The organism is Rhizobium sp. BR 317, assembly GCF_047445835.1.
In the GTDB taxonomy this organism is placed as follows: domain Bacteria; phylum Pseudomonadota; class Alphaproteobacteria; order Rhizobiales; family Rhizobiaceae; genus Rhizobium; species Rhizobium paranaense.
In genome coordinates this window covers 222,572-240,280 of the sequence record NZ_JARWLB010000003.1, presented here as the reverse complement: position 1 = coordinate 240,280, position 17,709 = coordinate 222,572, and the positions used below count along the sequence as shown (strand labels likewise).

General features: G+C 60.9%; 13 protein-coding genes and 1 riboswitch. Of the genes, 5 read left to right on the top strand and 8 right to left on the bottom strand.

Annotated elements, in window-relative coordinates; translation table 11 throughout:
- Positions 1-66: 66 nt before the first annotated feature.
- From QD357_RS06200 to QD357_RS06190, 3 genes are all read right to left on the bottom strand, one after another.
- Positions 67-1,896 (bottom strand): ABC-F family ATP-binding cassette domain-containing protein, encoded by a 1,830-nt coding sequence (locus tag QD357_RS06200; RefSeq protein WP_414124116.1) that lies wholly within the window; start codon positions 1,894-1,896, stop codon positions 67-69.
- Between the two features lie 2 nt (positions 1,897-1,898).
- Positions 1,899-2,552: a thiamine diphosphokinase gene (locus QD357_RS06195; protein ID WP_107109809.1), complete on the bottom strand. Its 654-nt coding sequence runs from the start codon at positions 2,550-2,552 to the stop codon at positions 1,899-1,901.
- 72 nt (positions 2,553-2,624) lie between these two features.
- On the bottom strand, positions 2,625-3,152 hold the full coding sequence (locus QD357_RS06190; RefSeq protein WP_107109951.1) for a MarR family winged helix-turn-helix transcriptional regulator: 528 nt from the start codon (positions 3,150-3,152) through the stop codon (positions 2,625-2,627).
- A 213-nt stretch (positions 3,153-3,365) separates the two neighbouring features.
- Here QD357_RS06190 and QD357_RS06185 point away from each other — a divergent pair, with 213 nt between their 5' ends.
- From QD357_RS06185 to QD357_RS06165, 5 genes are all read left to right on the top strand, one after another.
- Entirely contained in the window at positions 3,366-4,901 is a 1,536-nt protein-coding gene (locus tag QD357_RS06185; protein ID WP_107109810.1) for an MDR family MFS transporter, read from the top strand.
- Positions 4,902-4,981: 80 nt separating this feature from the next.
- Positions 4,982-5,098: riboswitch (TPP riboswitch) on the top strand.
- A 49-nt stretch (positions 5,099-5,147) separates the two neighbouring features.
- Positions 5,148-6,176 (top strand): thiamine ABC transporter substrate binding subunit, encoded by a 1,029-nt coding sequence (gene thiB / locus QD357_RS06180; protein ID WP_107109811.1) that lies wholly within the window; start codon positions 5,148-5,150, stop codon positions 6,174-6,176.
- Between the two features lie 7 nt (positions 6,177-6,183).
- Complete coding sequence (gene thiP, locus QD357_RS06175) at positions 6,184-7,830, top strand: thiamine/thiamine pyrophosphate ABC transporter permease ThiP (protein ID WP_107109812.1); 1,647 nt, start codon at positions 6,184-6,186, stop codon at positions 7,828-7,830.
- The gene (locus QD357_RS06170; protein WP_107109813.1) at positions 7,820-8,548 is read left to right on the top strand and encodes an ATP-binding cassette domain-containing protein; all 729 of its coding nucleotides are present in this window, start codon (positions 7,820-7,822) and stop codon (positions 8,546-8,548) included. The genes thiP and QD357_RS06170 overlap by 11 nt, the downstream gene beginning before the upstream one ends.
- A 344-nt stretch (positions 8,549-8,892) precedes the next feature.
- Positions 8,893-10,353, top strand: coding sequence for a M48 family metalloprotease (locus QD357_RS06165; RefSeq protein WP_107109814.1), 1,461 nt, complete (start codon positions 8,893-8,895; stop codon positions 10,351-10,353).
- A gap of 126 nt (positions 10,354-10,479) precedes the next feature.
- Here the strand turns inward: QD357_RS06165 and QD357_RS06160 are convergent, their stop codons facing one another.
- From QD357_RS06160 to QD357_RS06140, 5 genes are all read right to left on the bottom strand, one after another.
- Entirely contained in the window at positions 10,480-11,343 is an 864-nt protein-coding gene (locus QD357_RS06160; protein WP_107109952.1) for an RNA polymerase factor sigma-32, read from the bottom strand.
- A gap of 406 nt (positions 11,344-11,749) precedes the next feature.
- Positions 11,750-12,322 carry a CarD family transcriptional regulator gene (locus QD357_RS06155; protein WP_107109815.1) on the bottom strand — a complete coding sequence of 191 codons (573 nt, stop codon included), beginning with the start codon at positions 12,320-12,322 and terminating at the stop codon, positions 11,750-11,752.
- A 400-nt stretch (positions 12,323-12,722) separates the two neighbouring features.
- Complete coding sequence (gene fdxA, locus QD357_RS06150) at positions 12,723-13,061, bottom strand: ferredoxin FdxA (protein WP_107109816.1); 339 nt, start codon at positions 13,059-13,061, stop codon at positions 12,723-12,725.
- Between the two features lie 207 nt (positions 13,062-13,268).
- Positions 13,269-13,673, bottom strand: coding sequence for an RNA-binding S4 domain-containing protein (locus QD357_RS06145; protein WP_107109817.1), 405 nt, complete (start codon positions 13,671-13,673; stop codon positions 13,269-13,271).
- 3 nt (positions 13,674-13,676) lie between these two features.
- Complete coding sequence (locus QD357_RS06140) at positions 13,677-16,844, bottom strand: helicase-related protein (RefSeq protein WP_414124115.1); 3,168 nt, start codon at positions 16,842-16,844, stop codon at positions 13,677-13,679.
- Positions 16,845-17,709: the final 865 nt, after the last annotated feature.

The window sequence follows — 17,709 nt, the reverse complement described above, 5'->3', positions numbered from 1 at the left end:
CAACCATCTGTTTTCTTTAATATACCGATGGCTATGAAAGGTTGATGACACGGTTTGAGCCGCGTCTCAGCCCTCCAGCTCCTCCCGCAGCATCTCCAGCTCCAGCCATTCCTCTTCCATTTTCGTCAGGCTGTCGCGCAGCTTTTCCATCTCGGCCGCAAGACGGTTGAAGCTTGCCGGGTCCTTGGCGAAGAGGTTGGGATCGGCCATTTTCTGTTCGCGGGCGGTGATATCAGCTTCGGCCTTCGCCATCTCCTTCGGGAGGTTTTCTAGGGCGAATTTCTGCTTGTAGGAGAGCTTGCCCTTACCCTTCGAAGCCTCGGCGGTGGCTGCTGACGTCTCCGCTGCCTTCGGCTTCTCGGCTGCCTTTTCGGCCCGCTTGCGCTCGTCGATCGCGCCCTTGCGCTGGGCGAGCATGTCGGAATAGCCGCCGGCATATTCGATCCAGCGGCCGTCCGGCTCTTCGGGATTGGCCGGCGCGATGGTCGAAGTCACGGTACGATCGAGGAAATCACGGTCGTGGCTGACGAGGATAACGGTGCCGTTGAAGCCGGCGACGATCTCCTGCAGCAGGTCCAGCGTCTCGATGTCGAGATCGTTGGTCGGTTCGTCGAGGATCAGGAGATTGGTCGGCCGCGACAGGATGCGCGCCAGGATCAGCCGGGCGCGCTCGCCACCGGAAAGATTTTTGATCGGCGTGCGCGCCTGTTCCGGCTGGAAGAGAAATTCCTTCATATAGCCGGTGACATGCCGCTGCTCGCCATTGACCAGCAGGTTTTCGCCGCGGCCATCCGTCAGATAGTTGGCGAGCGTGTCCTCCGGATTGAGGTCCTCGCGCTTCTGATCGAGGGTAGCGATCTCCAGATTGGTGCCGAGTTTGACCGTGCCGCTATCCGCTGCCAATTGCCCGGTCAGCATCTTCAGCAGTGTCGTCTTGCCAGCGCCGTTCGGGCCGACGAGACCGATGCAATCGCCGCGATGCACGCGGATCGAAAACGGCGCGACGATGACGCGTTCGTCATAGACCTTTGTGATCTTGTCCGCCTCGATCACCAGCTTGCCGCTCTCCTGCGCATCGGAGGCTGCCGCCTGTACGGTGCCTAGAGCGCCCTTGTGGCCGCGATGACGCGCGCGCATGTCCTGCAATTCACCGAGGCGGCGCATGTTGCGCTTGCGCCGCGCGGTCACGCCATACCGCAGCCAATGTTCCTCGCGCTCGATCGCCTTGCCGAGCTTGTGCTGTTCCAGCTCCTCGGCTTCCAGCACCTGGTCGCGCCAGGCTTCGAAGAAGGCGAAGCCACGATCGAGCCGCCGCGACGTGCCGCGGTCGAGCCAGACGGTCGCGGTCGATACTTTTTCCAGGAAGCGCCGGTCGTGCGAGATCAGCACCAGTGCGCTGCGGCTCTTCTGCAGCTCGCCTTCCAGCCATTCGATGGTCGGCAGGTCGAGATGGTTGGTCGGTTCGTCGAGCAGCAGGATATCCGGTTCCGGCGCGAGAACGCGGGCGAGAGCCGCGCGGCGCGCCTCGCCGCCTGAAAGAGTCCTCGGGTCCTCCTCGCCGGTCAGGCCGAGATGGGAGAGCAGATAGATGACGCGATAGGGATCGTCGCCCGGGCCAAGCCCGGCTTCGGCATAGGCTGCCACCGTCTTGTAATCGGCGAAATCCGGCGCCTGCTCGAGATAGCGCACCGTTGACGACGGATGGCGGAACACGTCGCCGGACTGGGCCTCGACGAGGCCGGCAGCGATCTTGAGAAGGGTCGACTTGCCAGAACCGTTGCGGCCGACAAGGCAGATCTTATCGCCCGGCTCCACCTGCAGCCCGGCGCCGGCCAAGAGCGGCGCGCCGCCGAAGCTCAGGAAGATATCATCGAGTTTCAGGATAGGAGGGGCCAAGATCAGACTCCGCTGAGATCATAAGGGCGGGCAAGCACGATCGCCCTGCCGCTGCCGAGCGAAAGGCGCACAGGGCCTTCCGCCACATTGGAAATAGTACGCGATGCGCCGAAAGGCAGATGGAAATCGCGCAGGGGATAGCGAGCGTTGTGAATGAAGAGACCCGTCAGATCGCTGAAGCCAAGGACGGAAAACAGCGAGCCGGCCGGCAGCGCCAGTTCCAGTTCACCCGGCAGCAGCGGCAGGGCCTCTTCGTCGCCTGAGGTCAGCAGCACGTCGAAACCTTTTTCGGCAAGCTGAACGCCATAGAGCATATGCTGGATCGCATGGTCCGAACGTTCCCCGCCCATCGCGCCAGCAAGGATCAGCCGCGTCGCTCCACGGTCGATCGCTTCCGATATAGCGATCTCGCCGTCGGTCGCCGCCTTTGCCGCCGGATAGGGCTGCTTGGGCACATTTGGGAACGCGCCCCGCAGGTCCGCCGGCGTCGAGTCAAAATCGCCGACCCAGAGCTCGGGCGTCGCATTGAGCGCCACGGCATGGCGCATGCCGCCATCCGCCGCGATGAACCGGCTACCGGCGACCGCGGCGCGCAGCCGGTCCGTCAGACGAAGCTCGCCGCCGAGAAGGATGGTGAAGGTGGTGGATTGGCTCATGTGCCAAGCCCATAGCGCAAAGACGCGTCACTAGGGAAGAGCGCTGTTGGCAAGAACGGCAGCGTCGGCCGCTCAGCCGTCCGTTTCCTTGATGCGCGCCTGGAAAACCCGCTCATAACCGCCGACGAACCGATCGAACAGCAGCGAGAAAGCCTCGACATCCTCCGTCGACCAGTCGGCGATAATGCTCTCGATGACCGAAAACTTCTGCGCCTGGATCTCGGCAAGCAACCTTTGCCCAAGCGCGGTCAGTACGACGACAATGCGCCGCGCATCGGCCTGCGAGGCCTTGCGGCGCAGCACCCCGCGGGTGACCATCTCGGCGACGATGCGGCTTGCCCGCGATGGATCGATGCGCAGGATGTCGGCGATCGTTCCGACCGTGACTTCGCCGGCCTCTTCCGCGCGCCTCACGGCATCGATGACGTCGAGATGCGAAAGCTCCAGACCCGGCGCGACGTTCTGGATGGCAAGCCGGCCGATCATGCGGCGGCCGGTCATCAGGCGCATGCGCGTCATTACCTGCCCGATGCGCAGCAGGTTTTCGTCTTCGGGCAGCGGCGAGGCTTCAACTTCTCGTGTGTTCGTTGCTGTTGTCATCATTCCAACATATCAGAGACGGACAGGAATTAAAATATGCAGACAGCATTCACTTGCCATTGACAATTATATGCTGATAGCACATATGTTGCTCCGGAACGTCCGCTTTCGAAGACCTGCCCGAAAACGCCACGTTCCGCATTCAGGAACCGGGGCGTTCCCATGCGTTCGATCGAATGCATAGCGTTTCGGCAAGCTCGGATTTCTCGTCCCATGGATATGCAAGTCACGCACGCGCCACTCGTGGCGGATCATCGCCGCCGGCTGATTCTCTTCCTTTTCCTGATGACCGCCATGTTCATGGCAACCCTCGACAACCAGATCGTCTCGACGGCGCTGCCGACCATTGTCGGCGAATTCGGGCATTTGGAACGCTTCGGCTGGATCGGCTCGGCCTATCTGCTCGCCCTTTCCGCCTCGATGCCCGTCTACGGCAAGCTCGGCGACCTCTTCGGCCGCAAATATGTGATGATGACCGCAATCGCGATCTTCACCGTCGGCTCGGCCGTTTGCGGCCTTGCGGTATCGATGAACACGCTGATCGCCGCCCGCGTGCTGCAGGGCCTTGGCGGCGGCGGCATTCTGGTGTCGATCTTCGCCGTCAACGCCGATCTCTTCGAGCCGCGCGAACGCGCCCGTTATCAAAGCTATTCCAGCCTGGTGCTGATGGCCTCCGGCGCCATCGGCCCGGTTCTCGGCGGCACGATGAGCGACCTCTTCGGCTGGCGCTCGATCTTCCTCGTCAACGTGCCGATCGGCTTTATCGTTCTGACCGGCCTCGCCCTCATGCTGCCGTATCGCAAACCGGCCCGCAAACCGAAGATTGATTACGCCGGCGCACTCCTCCTTGCGCTAACCACCACCAGCATCGTGCTTGCCGCCGACGGCACCGAGCTTTTCGGATCGCTGCTTTCGCCGCAATGCCTTGGGATCATCGCCTTCGGCGCGTTTTGCGCATTGGCCTGGGTCTTCGTCGAACGCCGCGCGCCGGAGCCGATCGTACCCATGACGCTGTTCCGCAACCCGACCTTCGGCCTGCTGCTGATCATCTCGGTCACCAGCGGTGCAGTCGCGATCGGCATGGTCAACTACTTCGCGCTCTTCCTGCAGACGACAACCGGCTTGTCACCCTCCATGGCCGGTCTTCTGTTCATCCTGTTGACCGGAGGCATCGTATGCGGTTCGCTTTCGGCCGGCCGGCTGATCTCGGCCAGGGGCCGCTACAAGCCCTTCGCCATCGCCAGCGCCGCCTGCAGCACCATCGCCTTCGCCACGCTGGCGCAGGTCCATGCCGGCACGCCGATCGTCTTCATCGGCGCCCTGATGCTGCTGCACGGCATCGGCATCGGCCTGGCACAGCAGGTCCCGGTCATCGGCGTGCAGAATGCCGCCGCAAGGGGTGACGTCGGTGCCGCCACCGGCGCCGTGACGCTCTCGCGCATGGGTGGCGCCTCGATCGCCATTTCCATCTACGGCGCCATCATCGCCGCCAAGCTCAGCAATATCGGCCTCTCCATTCCGGGCGTCGCCAACATCGAGGAACTGACGCCGAAGATGATGGCGGCCCTGCCGGAGGCCACGCGCGAAAGCGTTGCCAATGCCTATGCAAGCGCCTTCAGTCCGCTGTTCATGACGGCCGCCGCCATATGCTTCCTCGGCCTGCTGACGGCGATCATATTGAAGAACGTGCAATTGCCCAGTGCCGCCAAGAAGCTCGACAGCCAGGCAGCCGCCCACGCTGCCGAGTAAAAACGCGGTCCTGCAATCGACAAGGGAATCATCCTCTTTTTATCCCCTTGTCATCCCTTCGTCACAGGACTAAACCTGCCAACGCTCTAACGGGGTGCCTTATGTCTTCGAAGACATCTGGCTGAGAGGCTTTCACCGGCCAACCCGCGGAACCTGATCCGGCTAACACCGGCGGAGGGATTAGACGCGTGACAAAATCATAGCGCCCTTTTCCCGTTCAAGACAAACCAACGAGGAGGCGCTGTCATGCCCAACCGATCGCTGCTATCACTGTTTACCGGCTTGGCTCTCGCCGCCGGCGCAACGCTTTTTGCCGCCCAAGGCGCCGAAGCCGCAGACAAGACGCTCACCATCTACACCTATGAAAGCTTCACCGCCGACTGGGGTCCGGGCGCCAAGGTCAAGGCCGCCTTCGAGAAGACCTGCGGTTGCACAGTCAATTACGTCAGCGTCACCGACGGCGTGGCACTGCTTTCCCGGCTGAAGCTGGAAGGCACCGGCACCAAAGCCGACGTCGTTCTCGGCCTCGACACCAACCTCGTCGACGAAGCCAAGGACACCGGCCTGTTCGATGCCAGCGGCATAGACACATCGGGCCTCAAGGTTCCCGGCGATTTCAAGGACGACGTCTTCGTGCCCTATGATTACGGCCATTTCGCCGTCGTCTACGATACGCAGGCGATCAAGAACCCGCCGAAGAGCCTGAAGGATCTGGTCGAAGGCGATCCGTCGCAGAAGATCGTCATCGAAGATCCCCGCACCTCGACGCCGGGCCTCGGCCTGTTACTCTGGGTGAAGTCGGTCTATGGCGACAAGGCAGCCGATGCCTGGACGAAGCTCAAGGGCCGCATCCTGACCGTGACGCCCGGCTGGTCGGAAGCCTACGACCTGTTCACCAAGGGCGAAGCGCCGATGGTGCTCTCCTATACGACATCGCCGGCCTATCACATGATCACGGACAAGACCGACCGCTATCAGGCGGCCGCCTTCTCCGAGGGTCATTACATCCAGATCGAAGTCGCCGGCCTAATCAAGTCGTCGCCGAACAAGGAGCTTGCCCGCGACTTCCTGAAGTTCATGATCTCGCCTGGCTTCCAGGACACCATTCCGACCAATAACTGGATGATGCCGGCCGCGGCCACATCCGAGCCGCTGCCGGATGCATTCAGCAAGCTGGTCGTCCCATCGAAGACCTTCCTGATGAGCCCTGACGTGGTCGAGAAGAACCGCAAGGCCTGGGTCGACGAATGGCTGGCCGCCACCAGCACCAATTAACGGTGAGATGTTGCTGACGGCACCCGAGAAAAGACATGCCATTGCCGGCGGGGCGTTCAGTCTTGCCGGCATCGTGTTTTTCATCAGCCTTGCCATCGCCACCCTGCTTACCGCCGGCATCGAAACCGCCGGCGGCGGCAATCCGCTCGCCGATCCCTACCTTCTGCGCGTGCTGCGCTTCACCCTGCTGCAGGCGACGCTATCCACCCTTCTTTCCGTTGTTCTCGCAATTCCCGTGGCTCGCGCGTTGGCGCGGCAACCGCGTTTTCTCGGCCGACTCTGGCTGATCCGCCTGATGGCTGTCCCCATGGGCCTACCGGTGCTGATCGGTGCGCTCGGGCTGCTCGGCATATGGGGCCGCCAGGGCCTTCTAAACCAGGCGCTGACGGGGCTCGGCCTGGCGCAGCCGGTGAGCATCTACGGGCTGATGGGCATCCTGCTCGCGCACGTCTTCTTTAATCTGCCGCTGGCCGCCCGCCTGATGCTTGCCGGGCTGGAGCGCGTGCCGGCGGAATATTGGCTGATGGCCGGCGGGCTCGGCATGCGTCCGGCCTCCGTCTTTCGTTTCATCGAATGGCCAATACTGCGCGGCCTCATTCCCGGTATCGCCGGTCTGATCTTCATGCTCTGTGCCACCAGTTTCACGCTGGTGCTGATCCTTGGTGGCGGCCCAGCCGCGACCACGCTCGAAGTGGCGATCTATCAGGCGCTTCGCTTCGATTTCGACCCCGGTCGCGCCGTAGCTCTGTCCCTGCTGCAGATCGTGGTGACCGCCGCCATTCTCGGCGCAATGGCCCTGCTTCCGGCACCCGACGATCACGGGCTGACGTCCGGCCGCGCCGTACGGCGCATCGACGGAACATTGCCCATCGCCAAACTGGTCGATAGCCTGCTGCTCCTGCTCACCACCCTGTTCATCGGCCTGCCGCTCGGTTCAGTAGTCGTCACCGGCCTGAAGGCAGATCTTCTCAGGCTTGTCGGCCAGACGATCTTCCTGCAGGCGACCTTGACCAGCCTCGCAATCGCTTTTGCTGCCGGCATTCTGGCGGTCCTCGCCTCCTTCACCATTATCCGCGCCCGCGCAGCCATATCGGCCGAACGCCGGAAAGCGCCGAGCCTGCGCGGCTTGGCCGTTGCCTTGAGCGGCACATCCTCCCTCGTCTTGCTGGTGCCGCCGATCGTCCTGGCGACCGGATGGTTCCTGGCGCTCAGGCTGGTTGACGATCCCGCCCGCTTCGCGGCGCTGCTGATCGTCGTCATCAACGCCCTTATGGCGCTTCCCTTTGTCATCCGCGTCATCGAACCGGCCCATGCCGTCCATCGCCGCCGCACCGAACGGCTCGCCGCAAGCCTCGGCCTTCATGGCCTCGCGCGGTTACGGCTGGTCGACTGGCCGGGCCTGCGCAAACCGCTTTTCACGGCGCTCTCCTTCGCCATGGCACTGTCGCTCGGCGATCTCGGCGCCATCGCTCTTTTCGGCTCCGATAGCCTGATGACCCTGCCCTGGCTGGTCTACAGCAAGCTCGGCAGCTATCGCACCAACGATGCAGACGGACTTGCTTTCATTCTGGGGCTGATATGTCTTCTCCTGACCATCGCCGGCACGGCCGGTCAAGGCAAGCATGAGGACGAAGGCAGGCGGAATGACCGATAATCAAGGCATGGCGGCACGAGGCCTCGCGATGACCGGCGTCGAATTGCGGCTCGGCACGCATGATTTCCGCTTTGATTGCGAACTGCCACAGGCGCGGATTATCGCCATCACCGGCCCGTCCGGATCGGGCAAATCCACCTTCCTCAATCTGCTCGCCGGCTTCGAGACGCCGGACCGTGGCCGCATCATGCTTGCCGGACAGGAGGTGACCAAGCTGCATCCTTCAGCACGGCCGGTCTCCCTGGTTTTCCAGGATAACAACCTCTTTGCCCATCTCGATCTCTTCACCAATGTCGGGCTTGGCATCAGCCCATCGCTAAGACTCTCGGCAGACGATCGGCAAAGGATTTCTGAGGCCCTGGCCCGCGTCGGGCTTGCCGGCTTTGACAGACGCATGCCCGGCACCCTCTCCGGCGGCGAGCGCCAACGCGCCGCCTTCGCCCGGGCGCTGGTGCGGGATAGGCCGATCCTGCTGCTCGATGAACCCTTCGCCGCGCTCGATCCGGGCCTGCGCTCCGGCATGGCCGAGCTTTTGTCCACGCTTCACCGCGAGACCGGCAATACGGTGCTGATCGTCTCGCACGACCCAGCCGAAGTTCGCCGTCTCGCCGACCATGCCGTCTTCATCGATGGCGGAACCATTCGGCTTTCAGCTCCCATCGAACGTTTCCTGACACAGGAAGGCATTCCGGCACTGACCACATTTTTGCAGCATTGAATGCGATGCAGCAATTTTGCTGCCGGTTTTGCCTTAATTTCGTCGTGGCGAGCGGCTGAAAGCGTGGCATATGCTTGCCAAAATACAACGCTGCCACATTTTAAACGGAGTCTCGCTATGCAACTGCTGCCGAAATCGGCTACAGCAAAGGGCAGAGACCATCCGGATGAACTCAGGTTTGATCGGGATGGATGCAACCTTTGACGAAACCCGGCGATGATCGGCCTAGCCATGATCAACCGAGTTCGGTGTTCGGCCGGCATGGCAGCGAGATGAGTGGGATACAGGCACTGAAGCAGAGCGAGTACGCAGGACGAAGGATCAGCGTGACAGTTGCGGCCCTTATGCGCCGCTTCGCCCCCGTCCTCATTGCCGCAACGGTGCTCAACGGCTGTCAGTCGGTGCTGGATCAATCCTACCAGCCGAATGTTTCCCCCTCGTCCAGTCCGCAGATCGTTTCCGAAGTGCAGAAGAACGATCCGCGCGCGCAGATGGGCGCCCGCGAGCATCCGCGCATCCTGGCTAGCTATGGCGGCGAGTACAAGGATGCCAGGACCGAGCGCCTGGTCGCCCGCATTGCCGGCGCACTGACCAGCGTGTCGGAAAATCCGCAGCAATCCTATCGCATCACCATTTTGAATTCGCCGTCGATCAATGCCTTCGCGCTGCCCGGCGGCTACCTCTACGTCACGCGCGGTCTGCTGGCCCTTGCCAACGATGCCTCGGAAGTTGCTGCCGTGCTGTCGCATGAGATGGCGCACGTCACCGCCAATCACGGCATCGAGCGCCAGAAGCGTGAAGAGGCCGAAGTCATCGCTAGCCGCGTCGTCTCGGAAGTTCTGTCGAGCGATCTTGCCGGTAAGCAGGCGCTCGCGCGCGGCAAGCTGCGCCTTGCCGCCTTCTCCCGCCAGCAGGAGCTGCAAGCGGACGAGATCGGCATCCGCACGCTTGGCCAGGCCGGCTACGACCCCTACGCGGCGGCCCGCTTCCTCAATGCGATGGAAGACTACAGCCATTTCATGACGGCCAATTCCGACGCGGACCAGAGCCTCGACTTCCTATCGAGCCATCCGAGCACGCCGCAGCGCATCGATCTTGCCAAGACGCATGCCCGCGAATTCGGCGAGGAGGGCAAGGTCGGCGATACCGGCCGCGACTATTACCTCAATGGCATCGACGGCCTGCTTTATGGCGACAGCCCCGAAGAAGGCTATGTGCGCGGCCAGACCTTCCTGCACGGCGGTCTCGGCATTCGCTTCGAAGTGCCGCCCGATTTCCACATCGATAACAAGGTCGAGGCGGTCATGGCGACTGGCCCCGGCGACATCGCCGTCCGCTTCGATGGCGTGGCGGACAGCCAGAATCAGAACCTGACGAATTATATTTCGAGCGGCTGGGTCACCGGTCTCGATCCCTCGACCATCCGGCCCATCACGGTCAACGGCATGGAGGCGGCCACCGCGCGCGCCTCGGCCGATCGCTGGGATTTCGACGTCACCGTCATCCGCGACCGCTCGCAGATCTTCCGCTTCCTGACGGCCGTGCCGAAAGGCAACACTGCCGCTCTGCAGCAAACGGCCGATGTGCTTCGCTCCAGCTTCCGGCACATGACGCCGGAGGAAGCCTCGTCGCTGAAGCCGCTGCGCGTGCGCGTCGTCACCGTCAAGGCGGGCGATAACATCACCACCCTCGCCGCCCGCATGATGGGCACCGACCGCAAGCTCGATCTCTTCAAGCTGATCAACGCCTTGCCATCAGGCGCAAACGTCGCGCCCGGCGACAGGGTCAAGATCATTTCCGAATAATTGAATCGCGTACCTTCGCCCCAACGCGAAAAAGCCGCGCACAAAGCGGCTTGAAGGGCGTTATCGGGAAAGCTGCTTTTTTGGCTGGCGCCTCGACCCTTCTCCCCATGGGGAGAAGGGTTTTCATCAGGCATAACTCGCCATGCGCGGATCGGCGTCGACCAGGGCGCTGCGGAGTTTCTCCATGGCGCGGCTTTCGATCTGGCGCACGCGTTCCTTGGAAATGCCGAGATCGGCACCCAGCTCCTCCAGCGTCGCACCATCCTCCACCAGGCGGCGTGCGCGGATGATCTTCATTTCACGCTCGTTGAGGTGCTTCAACGCGGAAGCCAGCCAGATGCGGCGGCGTTCGCCGTCGATCATATTGGAGACCTGTTCGTCCGGCAGAGGCTCGTCGCTGATCAGGAAATCCATGCGCTCGGCGCTTTCGGCGTCGCCGGAAATAGACGGCGCCTGCAAGGATGCATCGTTGCTGGAAAGGCGCGCATCCATGGTCTGCACATCGGCAAGGCTGACGCCGAGGGCGATGGCGATTTCCTCGTGGATGGACTGCACGGTGACGCCGGTATTGCCTCTGGCGAGCTTGGCGCGCAGGCGGCGGAGATTGAAAAACAATGCCTTCTGCGCCGAACTCGTGCCTCCGCGCACGATCGACCAGTTGCGCAGGATATAATCCTGGATCGAAGCGCGGATCCACCAGCTAGCATAGGTCGAGAATCGTACTTCCCGTTCCGGTTCGAACCTTGCCGCCGCTTCCAGGAGACCTACATAGCCTTCCTGTACCAGATCGCTCATCGGCAAGCCGAAATTGCGGAATTTGCCCGCCATCGAAATAACGAGGCGCATGTGGGCTGTGGCGATCTTGTTGCGAGCGCCGCGGTCGTCGTGATCCTTCCAGCGGATGGCGAGATCGTGCTCTTCGTCACGGCCGAGATAGGGAGCGGCCATCGCGATCTTAATCATACGCCGATCTGCAGACATATTCTTCATATGCATATCCCCTAATCCTGCCCCAAAATCGTCTCTGTGCCACGGTCAACGGAAAAGGCAGCAAACATCGTTTCCGGACATTGCTGCGCGGGTGAAAATCTATGAATGGAATTCAATTGGAGGCCGATCTCCGGATATCCGACGATCGGTTACGGGTCTAATTCGGCTTCACCAAAATGACCTAGCGAACGAAATGACTTCCGATCGCCGGGAAATTTCCAATCAAAACACATGGGGTCCGGTCCTCGTGAATGTTAAGGGAAACGGCTGCCCGAGAAACTCACATCATGAGAAAGCGCGCAGCAGTCGCGAATACGAGGCATAAACGCATCAGACCAAAAAAGGTTCCAAAGAAAAAACCCGGCGCGAGGGCCGGGTTTTTTGACGTGGTATGTGACCTCTGGCCTTATGCGGCTTCGTCCTGGGAATCGTCTTCTTCGACGACCTTGCCGCGCTTCGGGCCCTTGTTCAGGTTGACTTCGACGAGGCGAACGGCCTCGGTCTCGGACATCTTGTTGACGGCGGCGATTTCGCGCGCCATGCGATCGAGTGCAGCTTCATAGAGCTGACGTTCGGAATAAGACTGCTCAGGCTGGTTCTCAGCGCGATAGAGATCGCGAACAACTTCGGCAATCGAGATAAGATCGCCCGAATTGATCTTGGCATCATATTCCTGGGCCCGGCGCGACCACATGGTGCGCTTGACGCGGGCCTTGCCCTGAACAACCTTAAGCGCCCGATCGACAAAATCCGTCTCGGAAAGCTTACGCATTCCAATGCTCATGGCCTTTGCCACAGGCACCTTCAGACGCATCTTGTCTTTTTCGAAGTCGATTACAAAAAGCTCAAGCTTCATGCCTGCGACTTCCTGCTCTTCAATCGCGGTGATCGTACCAACGCCGTGGGCGGGGTATACGATCGCTTCACCGGTCTTGAAGCCATGGCGTGCTGCTGAAGGTTTTTTCTGCTGGATCGTCATTCTTTTCAAAAACTCCCTGTTACGCACCCAGCGTGAGCCGGGGCCGGGTCAGTCAGGCCCGGTTGAGACGGAAGCACCGTCGGGGTGACTTCATCCTGGTCCAGCCAGACGCGTGCAAAAAGAAATCCGTTCATCGCGATCCCAGACCCCGACACCTCAAAACGTTGATATGTCAAGGAAACCGCGTACGGATTTGTTAGTTGCTTTCGTGATGGTTTGGGGCACGCGAAATGCCGCAGTGGATCAGTATGAGGAAGCTATCACAAAAATCTGACTAAATCAATAATTTGCTTTACGCACACCAAAGCGGCCACGTCGACCGCTCCAGCGGCCAACGGCAATGATTCGTCTTTATGCGCTATCGACTACACCTTTATCGGCGGCCTGTCACGACCTTCAATCAGTCACCTGAACCGGGGTTGGCCGAGAAGTATTTCTCAAACTTGCCCTGTTCGCCATCCATTTCCTTGGCTTCCGGAAGGGGATCGCGCTTGACTGTGATGTTCGGCCAGATCGATGCGTAATCCGCATTGATTTTCAGCCACTTGTCGAGACCCGGCTCGGTATCGGGCTTGATAGCCTCGGCGGGACATTCCGGCTCGCAAACGCCACAATCGATGCATTCATCCGGATGGATGACGAGAAAATTCTCACCCTCGTAGAAGCAGTCCACGGGGCAGACTTCCACGCAATCGGTGTATTTGCAGCGAACGCAATTGTCGGTCACGACATATGTCATGAAGCACTCCAGGAATGTCTCTCGTTTCCGCGGATGCGCAACCTGGAACGTCGCGCTTTTCCCTCGGAAGCCGGCGGGCAAGCGGACGCGCTAGGCGCAGGCATGCCGACCGGCTGGTTACCAGCGGGTTGACCGTGAGGTATCGACTTTGCCAACCAATTTCAAGGGATAAACAATCCCAAAATCATAGAGGCCGGGCAGAGTTTTCTAATCATCGTCGGAGGTCAGGCGGTCGATAGCGCGTCGGTCGCGCTTCGTCGGCCGTCCGCTACCGGGCGCGCGGAGCGCCTGTTCGAAGGGAGTGAGACGTTTTGTCTCATCTGGCGGCGGCGTCAGGTCCTCGTAAAGCAGCTTCGCTTCTTCGAAAGGCCCCCTCCGCTCGCCCGTCTGACGCACGATCAGGACGACGTCGCGCCGCTCCAACGACAGCTCGATCCGGTCGCCGGCCTTGACGCCATAGCTCGGCTGCGCGACCCGCTCGCCGTTCACCCGCACGCTGCCGTTCTGGACATAGACCTGCGCCAGCGAGCGGGATTTTACCATGCGGGCAAAGAACAGCCACTTGTCGATGCGCTGACGCGAACCGGAAGATGGCTGTTTTTCGTCCGTCATGGCCTATTTCTTCATCTGCTCCTTGAGGGCTGCGAGCTTGGCGAAAGGAGAATCCGGATCGATCGCCTTTTCCTTGCGCGGCGGCTTGGCCTCGAAGCGCAACGGCTGCGATGCACCGCGATTGTTGCGGTCGTTCCGGTCATTGCGATCGTTACGCTCTTTCCGGTCGCCACGATCCTGGCGGTCGTTGCGGTCGGAACGATTGCCCTGGTGCTGCGGACGGCCGCCGTCGCGATTGCCGCGCGGTCCCTTGTTGTCACCACGGGCTTCACGCCCTTCGCGATTGCCTTCACCGCTCGCTTGCTGCTCACCACCGCCATTGCGGCGATTGCCCTGCTGACCGCGTCCCTCGCCCTGATGGCCGCGACGATCGCCATGGCCGCGTCCGCCCTGACGCTGCTGGTTGTCGCTGCGTCCGCCAAGACGCCAAAGCAGAACCGGCTTCGGCTCTACCGGCTCGGCGGTGACGATATCGGCACCCGCCAGCTCGGTTGCGGCCTCGGCAGCTTCCGTCGACTCTGCAGCGGCAGCAGCCGGCTCAGCAGGGGCTTGCTCTACGGCAGCGGCGTCCTGCGCGGCAGCTTCACCTTCCGTAGCCGGCTCATCGCTGTGGCTGTCGGCATCATCATGATCGGCTTTGTCGGCGACAGCTTCGGCAGCCTGCGCCGCCGCAGGCGCCGAGGAGGCATCCTGCTGCGAAAGGAAGGCTGTCGCGTCTTCGGCCTTCACAGCGTCAGCGCGGTAGCCGAGACCCTTCAGGATCTCTTCCATATCTTCCAGCGTCGCGCCGAGAATGGAAAGCATTGCCGTCGTCGTCGTGAAGCGACGACCATCATAGGCGCCTTCCGGACGCGACGCCTGGCCGGGCTTCCACTGCAACAGCGGACGGATGATATCCGCCAGCCGCTCGAGAATATCGATACGCACCGCGCGCTTGCCGAGGAAACGGAAGCCGGCGAGCTTGTAGAACATACGTTCGAAAGTCGGATCGGTAACCACGGACGTGCGGCCCGCCGCCAAAACCGGGATCAGGTCGCCATAACCCGGCTTGTCGAGGCCGTCGTTCTTCAGCGCCCAAAGCAGGGTGATGAGTTCGGCCGGAGCCGGCTTCAGCAGGGCGGGGACGAAAATGTGGTAGGCGCCGAAGCGGACGCCATAGCGGCGCATCGAGGCGCGCGCATCCTGGTCCAGCGACTTCACCTCTTCCGTGACGTCGCGGCGGAAGAGCACGCCAAGATTTTCGACGAGCTGGAAGGCCAGCCCCTTGGCAAGACCCTGCAAATCCTCGGCGCGCGACAGATCGTCGAGCGGCTTCAGCACCGTGCTGATATGATGGTTCACGAAGCGCTCAATACGCGCAGCGACATGATCGCGCGCATTGCCCGTCAATTGCTCGTCGGCGAGCAGGATGACGCGCGGACGCATGACGTGATCGCTGCCCGACAGCCGCGCCACAGGATCGCCAAGCCAACGGACGAGACCGTCCGCACTGATCGCCAGATCGCTGTTGCCGGCCGCATGGATACGGGCGGCCCGCGCCTCGAACTCCAGCGCCAGCGCCTTTTGCGAGGCGGTCTGGACGGCCTTCGCGTCCGGCCCCTCGGTTCCCGCGATTGGCGTGAACCGGAATCCGGTCAACTGTCCCACATGATGCCCCTCAACGAAGACATCCCCATTCACACTGATTTCAGCTTCCAGCATCGCATTCTCTCTCAGGCGCTTCATGAGCACAGATGTCCTGCGATCAACAAAGCGTTTCGTCAACCTTTCATGTAACGCATCGGACAATCGATCTTCGATTTCCCGCGTCTTTTCTTGCCAGTGTGTCGGATCGGCAAGCCAACCGGGCCGGTTCGACACATAGGTCCAAGTCCTTATCTGCGCGATTCGCGCCGAAAGCGTGTCGATCTCACCATCTGTCCGATCGGCGCGGTGCACCTGCTCGGCCAGGAAGTCCTCTTTTACCGTGCCATAGCGTACAAGGTCGGAAAAGAGGGTGGCGATAAGATCGGCATGCTGGGCGGGCGTAATCCGCCGATAGTCCGGAAGCGCACAGGCTTCCCATAATTTTTCCACTCGCGCCGGATTATTGGCAAGATCGGAAATTTCCAGATCGCGCGACAAATATTCCAGCGCCTGCTGATCGACCGATGGCAGCGCGCGTGTCAAGCCCTGCACACGCGGCGCGCTCTCAAGACTCGCCCGCAGCGATGCGATCGAGGAGAAATCGAATTCCTTGGTGCGCCACTGTAGCACTTTAACCGTATCGAACTCGTGACCTTCGATGCGCCGAACCAATTCATCGTCGAAGGGATCGACCTGGCCCGTGACACCAAAAGTGCCGTCCTTCAGATGGCGCCCGGCGCGGCCGGCGATCTGGCCGAGTTCGGCCGGATTGAGATTGCGGAACTGATAGCCGTCGAACTTGCGATCCTGGGCAAAGGCGACGTGGTCGACATCGAGATTGAGGCCCATGCCGATCGCGTCGGTCGCCACCAGATATTCGACATCGCCGTCCTGATAGAGCGCCACTTGCGCATTGCGCGTCCGCGGGCTGAGCGCGCCGAGAACGACAGCCGCTCCGCCGCGCTGGCGACGAATGAGTTCGGCGATGGCATAGACTTCATCGGCGGAGAAGGCGACGATCGCCGTGCGCTGCGGCAGGCGGGTGATCTTCTTCTGCCCGGCATAAAAGAGATGCGACAGCCGCGGCCGCTCGACGACGGTGATCCCCGGCAAAAGCTGCTCAAGGATCGGCCGCATCGTGCCGGCGCCGAGCAGCAGCGTCTCCTCGCGCCCCCGCAAATGCAGGATGCGGTCGGTAAAGATATGGCCGCGCTCCAGATCACCAGCGAGCTGCACTTCATCGATGGCGACGAAAGAGGCCCGCGTCTCGCGCGGCATGGCTTCGACGGTGCAGACGGAATAACGCGCATTCGGCGGCGAAATCTTCTCTTCGCCGGTGACCAGCGCGACATACTGCGCCCCAACCTTCTCGACGACACGCGTATAGACCTCGCGCGCCAGCAGCCGCAGCGGCAGGCCGATCACGCCGTTGCCGTGCGCCACCATGCGCTCGATGGCATAATGGGTTTTGCCGGTGTTGGTGGGTCCGAGCACCGCGGTCACGCCGCGTCCGCTCAGGATCATTGGCTGCGAAGTCTGAGTCATAGGTCCATGCATGGGCGAGAAACCACTGTCTTCCGATCAGCAAGGTCCCCAAGGAAGAAAAGAAGAGATGACGACCATATGTGACAAAGGCAAGACCTGATTCAAAAAACAACGGCCGCAATATGCGATTTTATCTTCGGCAGGTTCAACCAAGAGCTACATTCTCCCTACATCCCACACGAGTCCTGTCGAGTGGGGAACAGCTTGAGAACGAATCGGCGACGAATCGCTGACTCCGTTTAGTTCCGCTTCTGTTCACTACTATATATGGATTTTGATTCGCAAATGCCCACCAGATCGTGAATCGCCATTTGGACCGCTTTTTCACATGAATCATGAGTCAAGCGACGAGTCCGGCGGAACGATGCCCTCACACAAGAACATGGTTAACCGTTTGTAAATTTGGCGAATTTCTCAGAACAAGACCCGAATGATTTCGGCATTAAGATTCGGGCCAAAGCCGGAACGAATCGGCGACGAATCGCTGACTCCCATCAGTTCCGCATCCGTTCTCCACAATATCTAGTGTCTTAGCCAACGAAATACACAGGACTCTGCAGGGTTGAAGCGCCGAATCACGTCGAATCGTGGATTGCAATTAACCTTTGAGCGAAACGTAATATAAAAAGCTCACAATTTCGCGTGGTGATTGAATCCGTTAACTTATCGATCAAAGCCGGAACGAATCGGCGACGAATCGCAGATCAACTCATGTACTGTATTTGTTCACGGCTAGATATAGCGTTCGGATGAGGAAGCTCATCCAAATGGGGAATGACGCAACAAAGGAGGTAGAAAAAAAATTGCGCGGTATTAACCATTTCGACCGGGATAGTACCACTTTTGGGCGATGAGGCCTAAATTC

What these genes read in the sequence shown, in the direction of transcription:
- QD357_RS06195 (WP_107109809.1), bottom strand. Translation starts at nt 2,552, where the DNA reads ATGAGCCAATCCACCACCTTCACCATCCTTCTCGGCGGCGAGCTTCGT.
- QD357_RS06190 (WP_107109951.1), bottom strand. Translation starts at nt 3,152, where the DNA reads ATGACAACAGCAACGAACACACGAGAAGTTGAAGCCTCGCCGCTGCCC.
- QD357_RS06185 (WP_107109810.1), top strand. Translation starts at nt 3,366, where the DNA reads ATGGATATGCAAGTCACGCACGCGCCACTCGTGGCGGATCATCGCCGC.
- thiB (WP_107109811.1), top strand. Translation starts at nt 5,148, where the DNA reads ATGCCCAACCGATCGCTGCTATCACTGTTTACCGGCTTGGCTCTCGCC.
- thiP (WP_107109812.1), top strand. Translation starts at nt 6,184, where the DNA reads ATGTTGCTGACGGCACCCGAGAAAAGACATGCCATTGCCGGCGGGGCG.
- QD357_RS06170 (WP_107109813.1), top strand. Translation starts at nt 7,820, where the DNA reads ATGACCGATAATCAAGGCATGGCGGCACGAGGCCTCGCGATGACCGGC.
- QD357_RS06165 (WP_107109814.1), top strand. Translation starts at nt 8,893, where the DNA reads ATGCGCCGCTTCGCCCCCGTCCTCATTGCCGCAACGGTGCTCAACGGC.
- QD357_RS06160 (WP_107109952.1), bottom strand. Translation starts at nt 11,343, where the DNA reads ATGAAGAATATGTCTGCAGATCGGCGTATGATTAAGATCGCGATGGCC.
- QD357_RS06155 (WP_107109815.1), bottom strand. Translation starts at nt 12,322, where the DNA reads ATGACGATCCAGCAGAAAAAACCTTCAGCAGCACGCCATGGCTTCAAG.
- fdxA (WP_107109816.1), bottom strand. Translation starts at nt 13,061, where the DNA reads ATGACATATGTCGTGACCGACAATTGCGTTCGCTGCAAATACACCGAT.
- QD357_RS06145 (WP_107109817.1), bottom strand. Translation starts at nt 13,673, where the DNA reads ATGACGGACGAAAAACAGCCATCTTCCGGTTCGCGTCAGCGCATCGAC.
- QD357_RS06140 (WP_414124115.1), bottom strand. Translation starts at nt 16,844, where the DNA reads ATGACTCAGACTTCGCAGCCAATGATCCTGAGCGGACGCGGCGTGACC.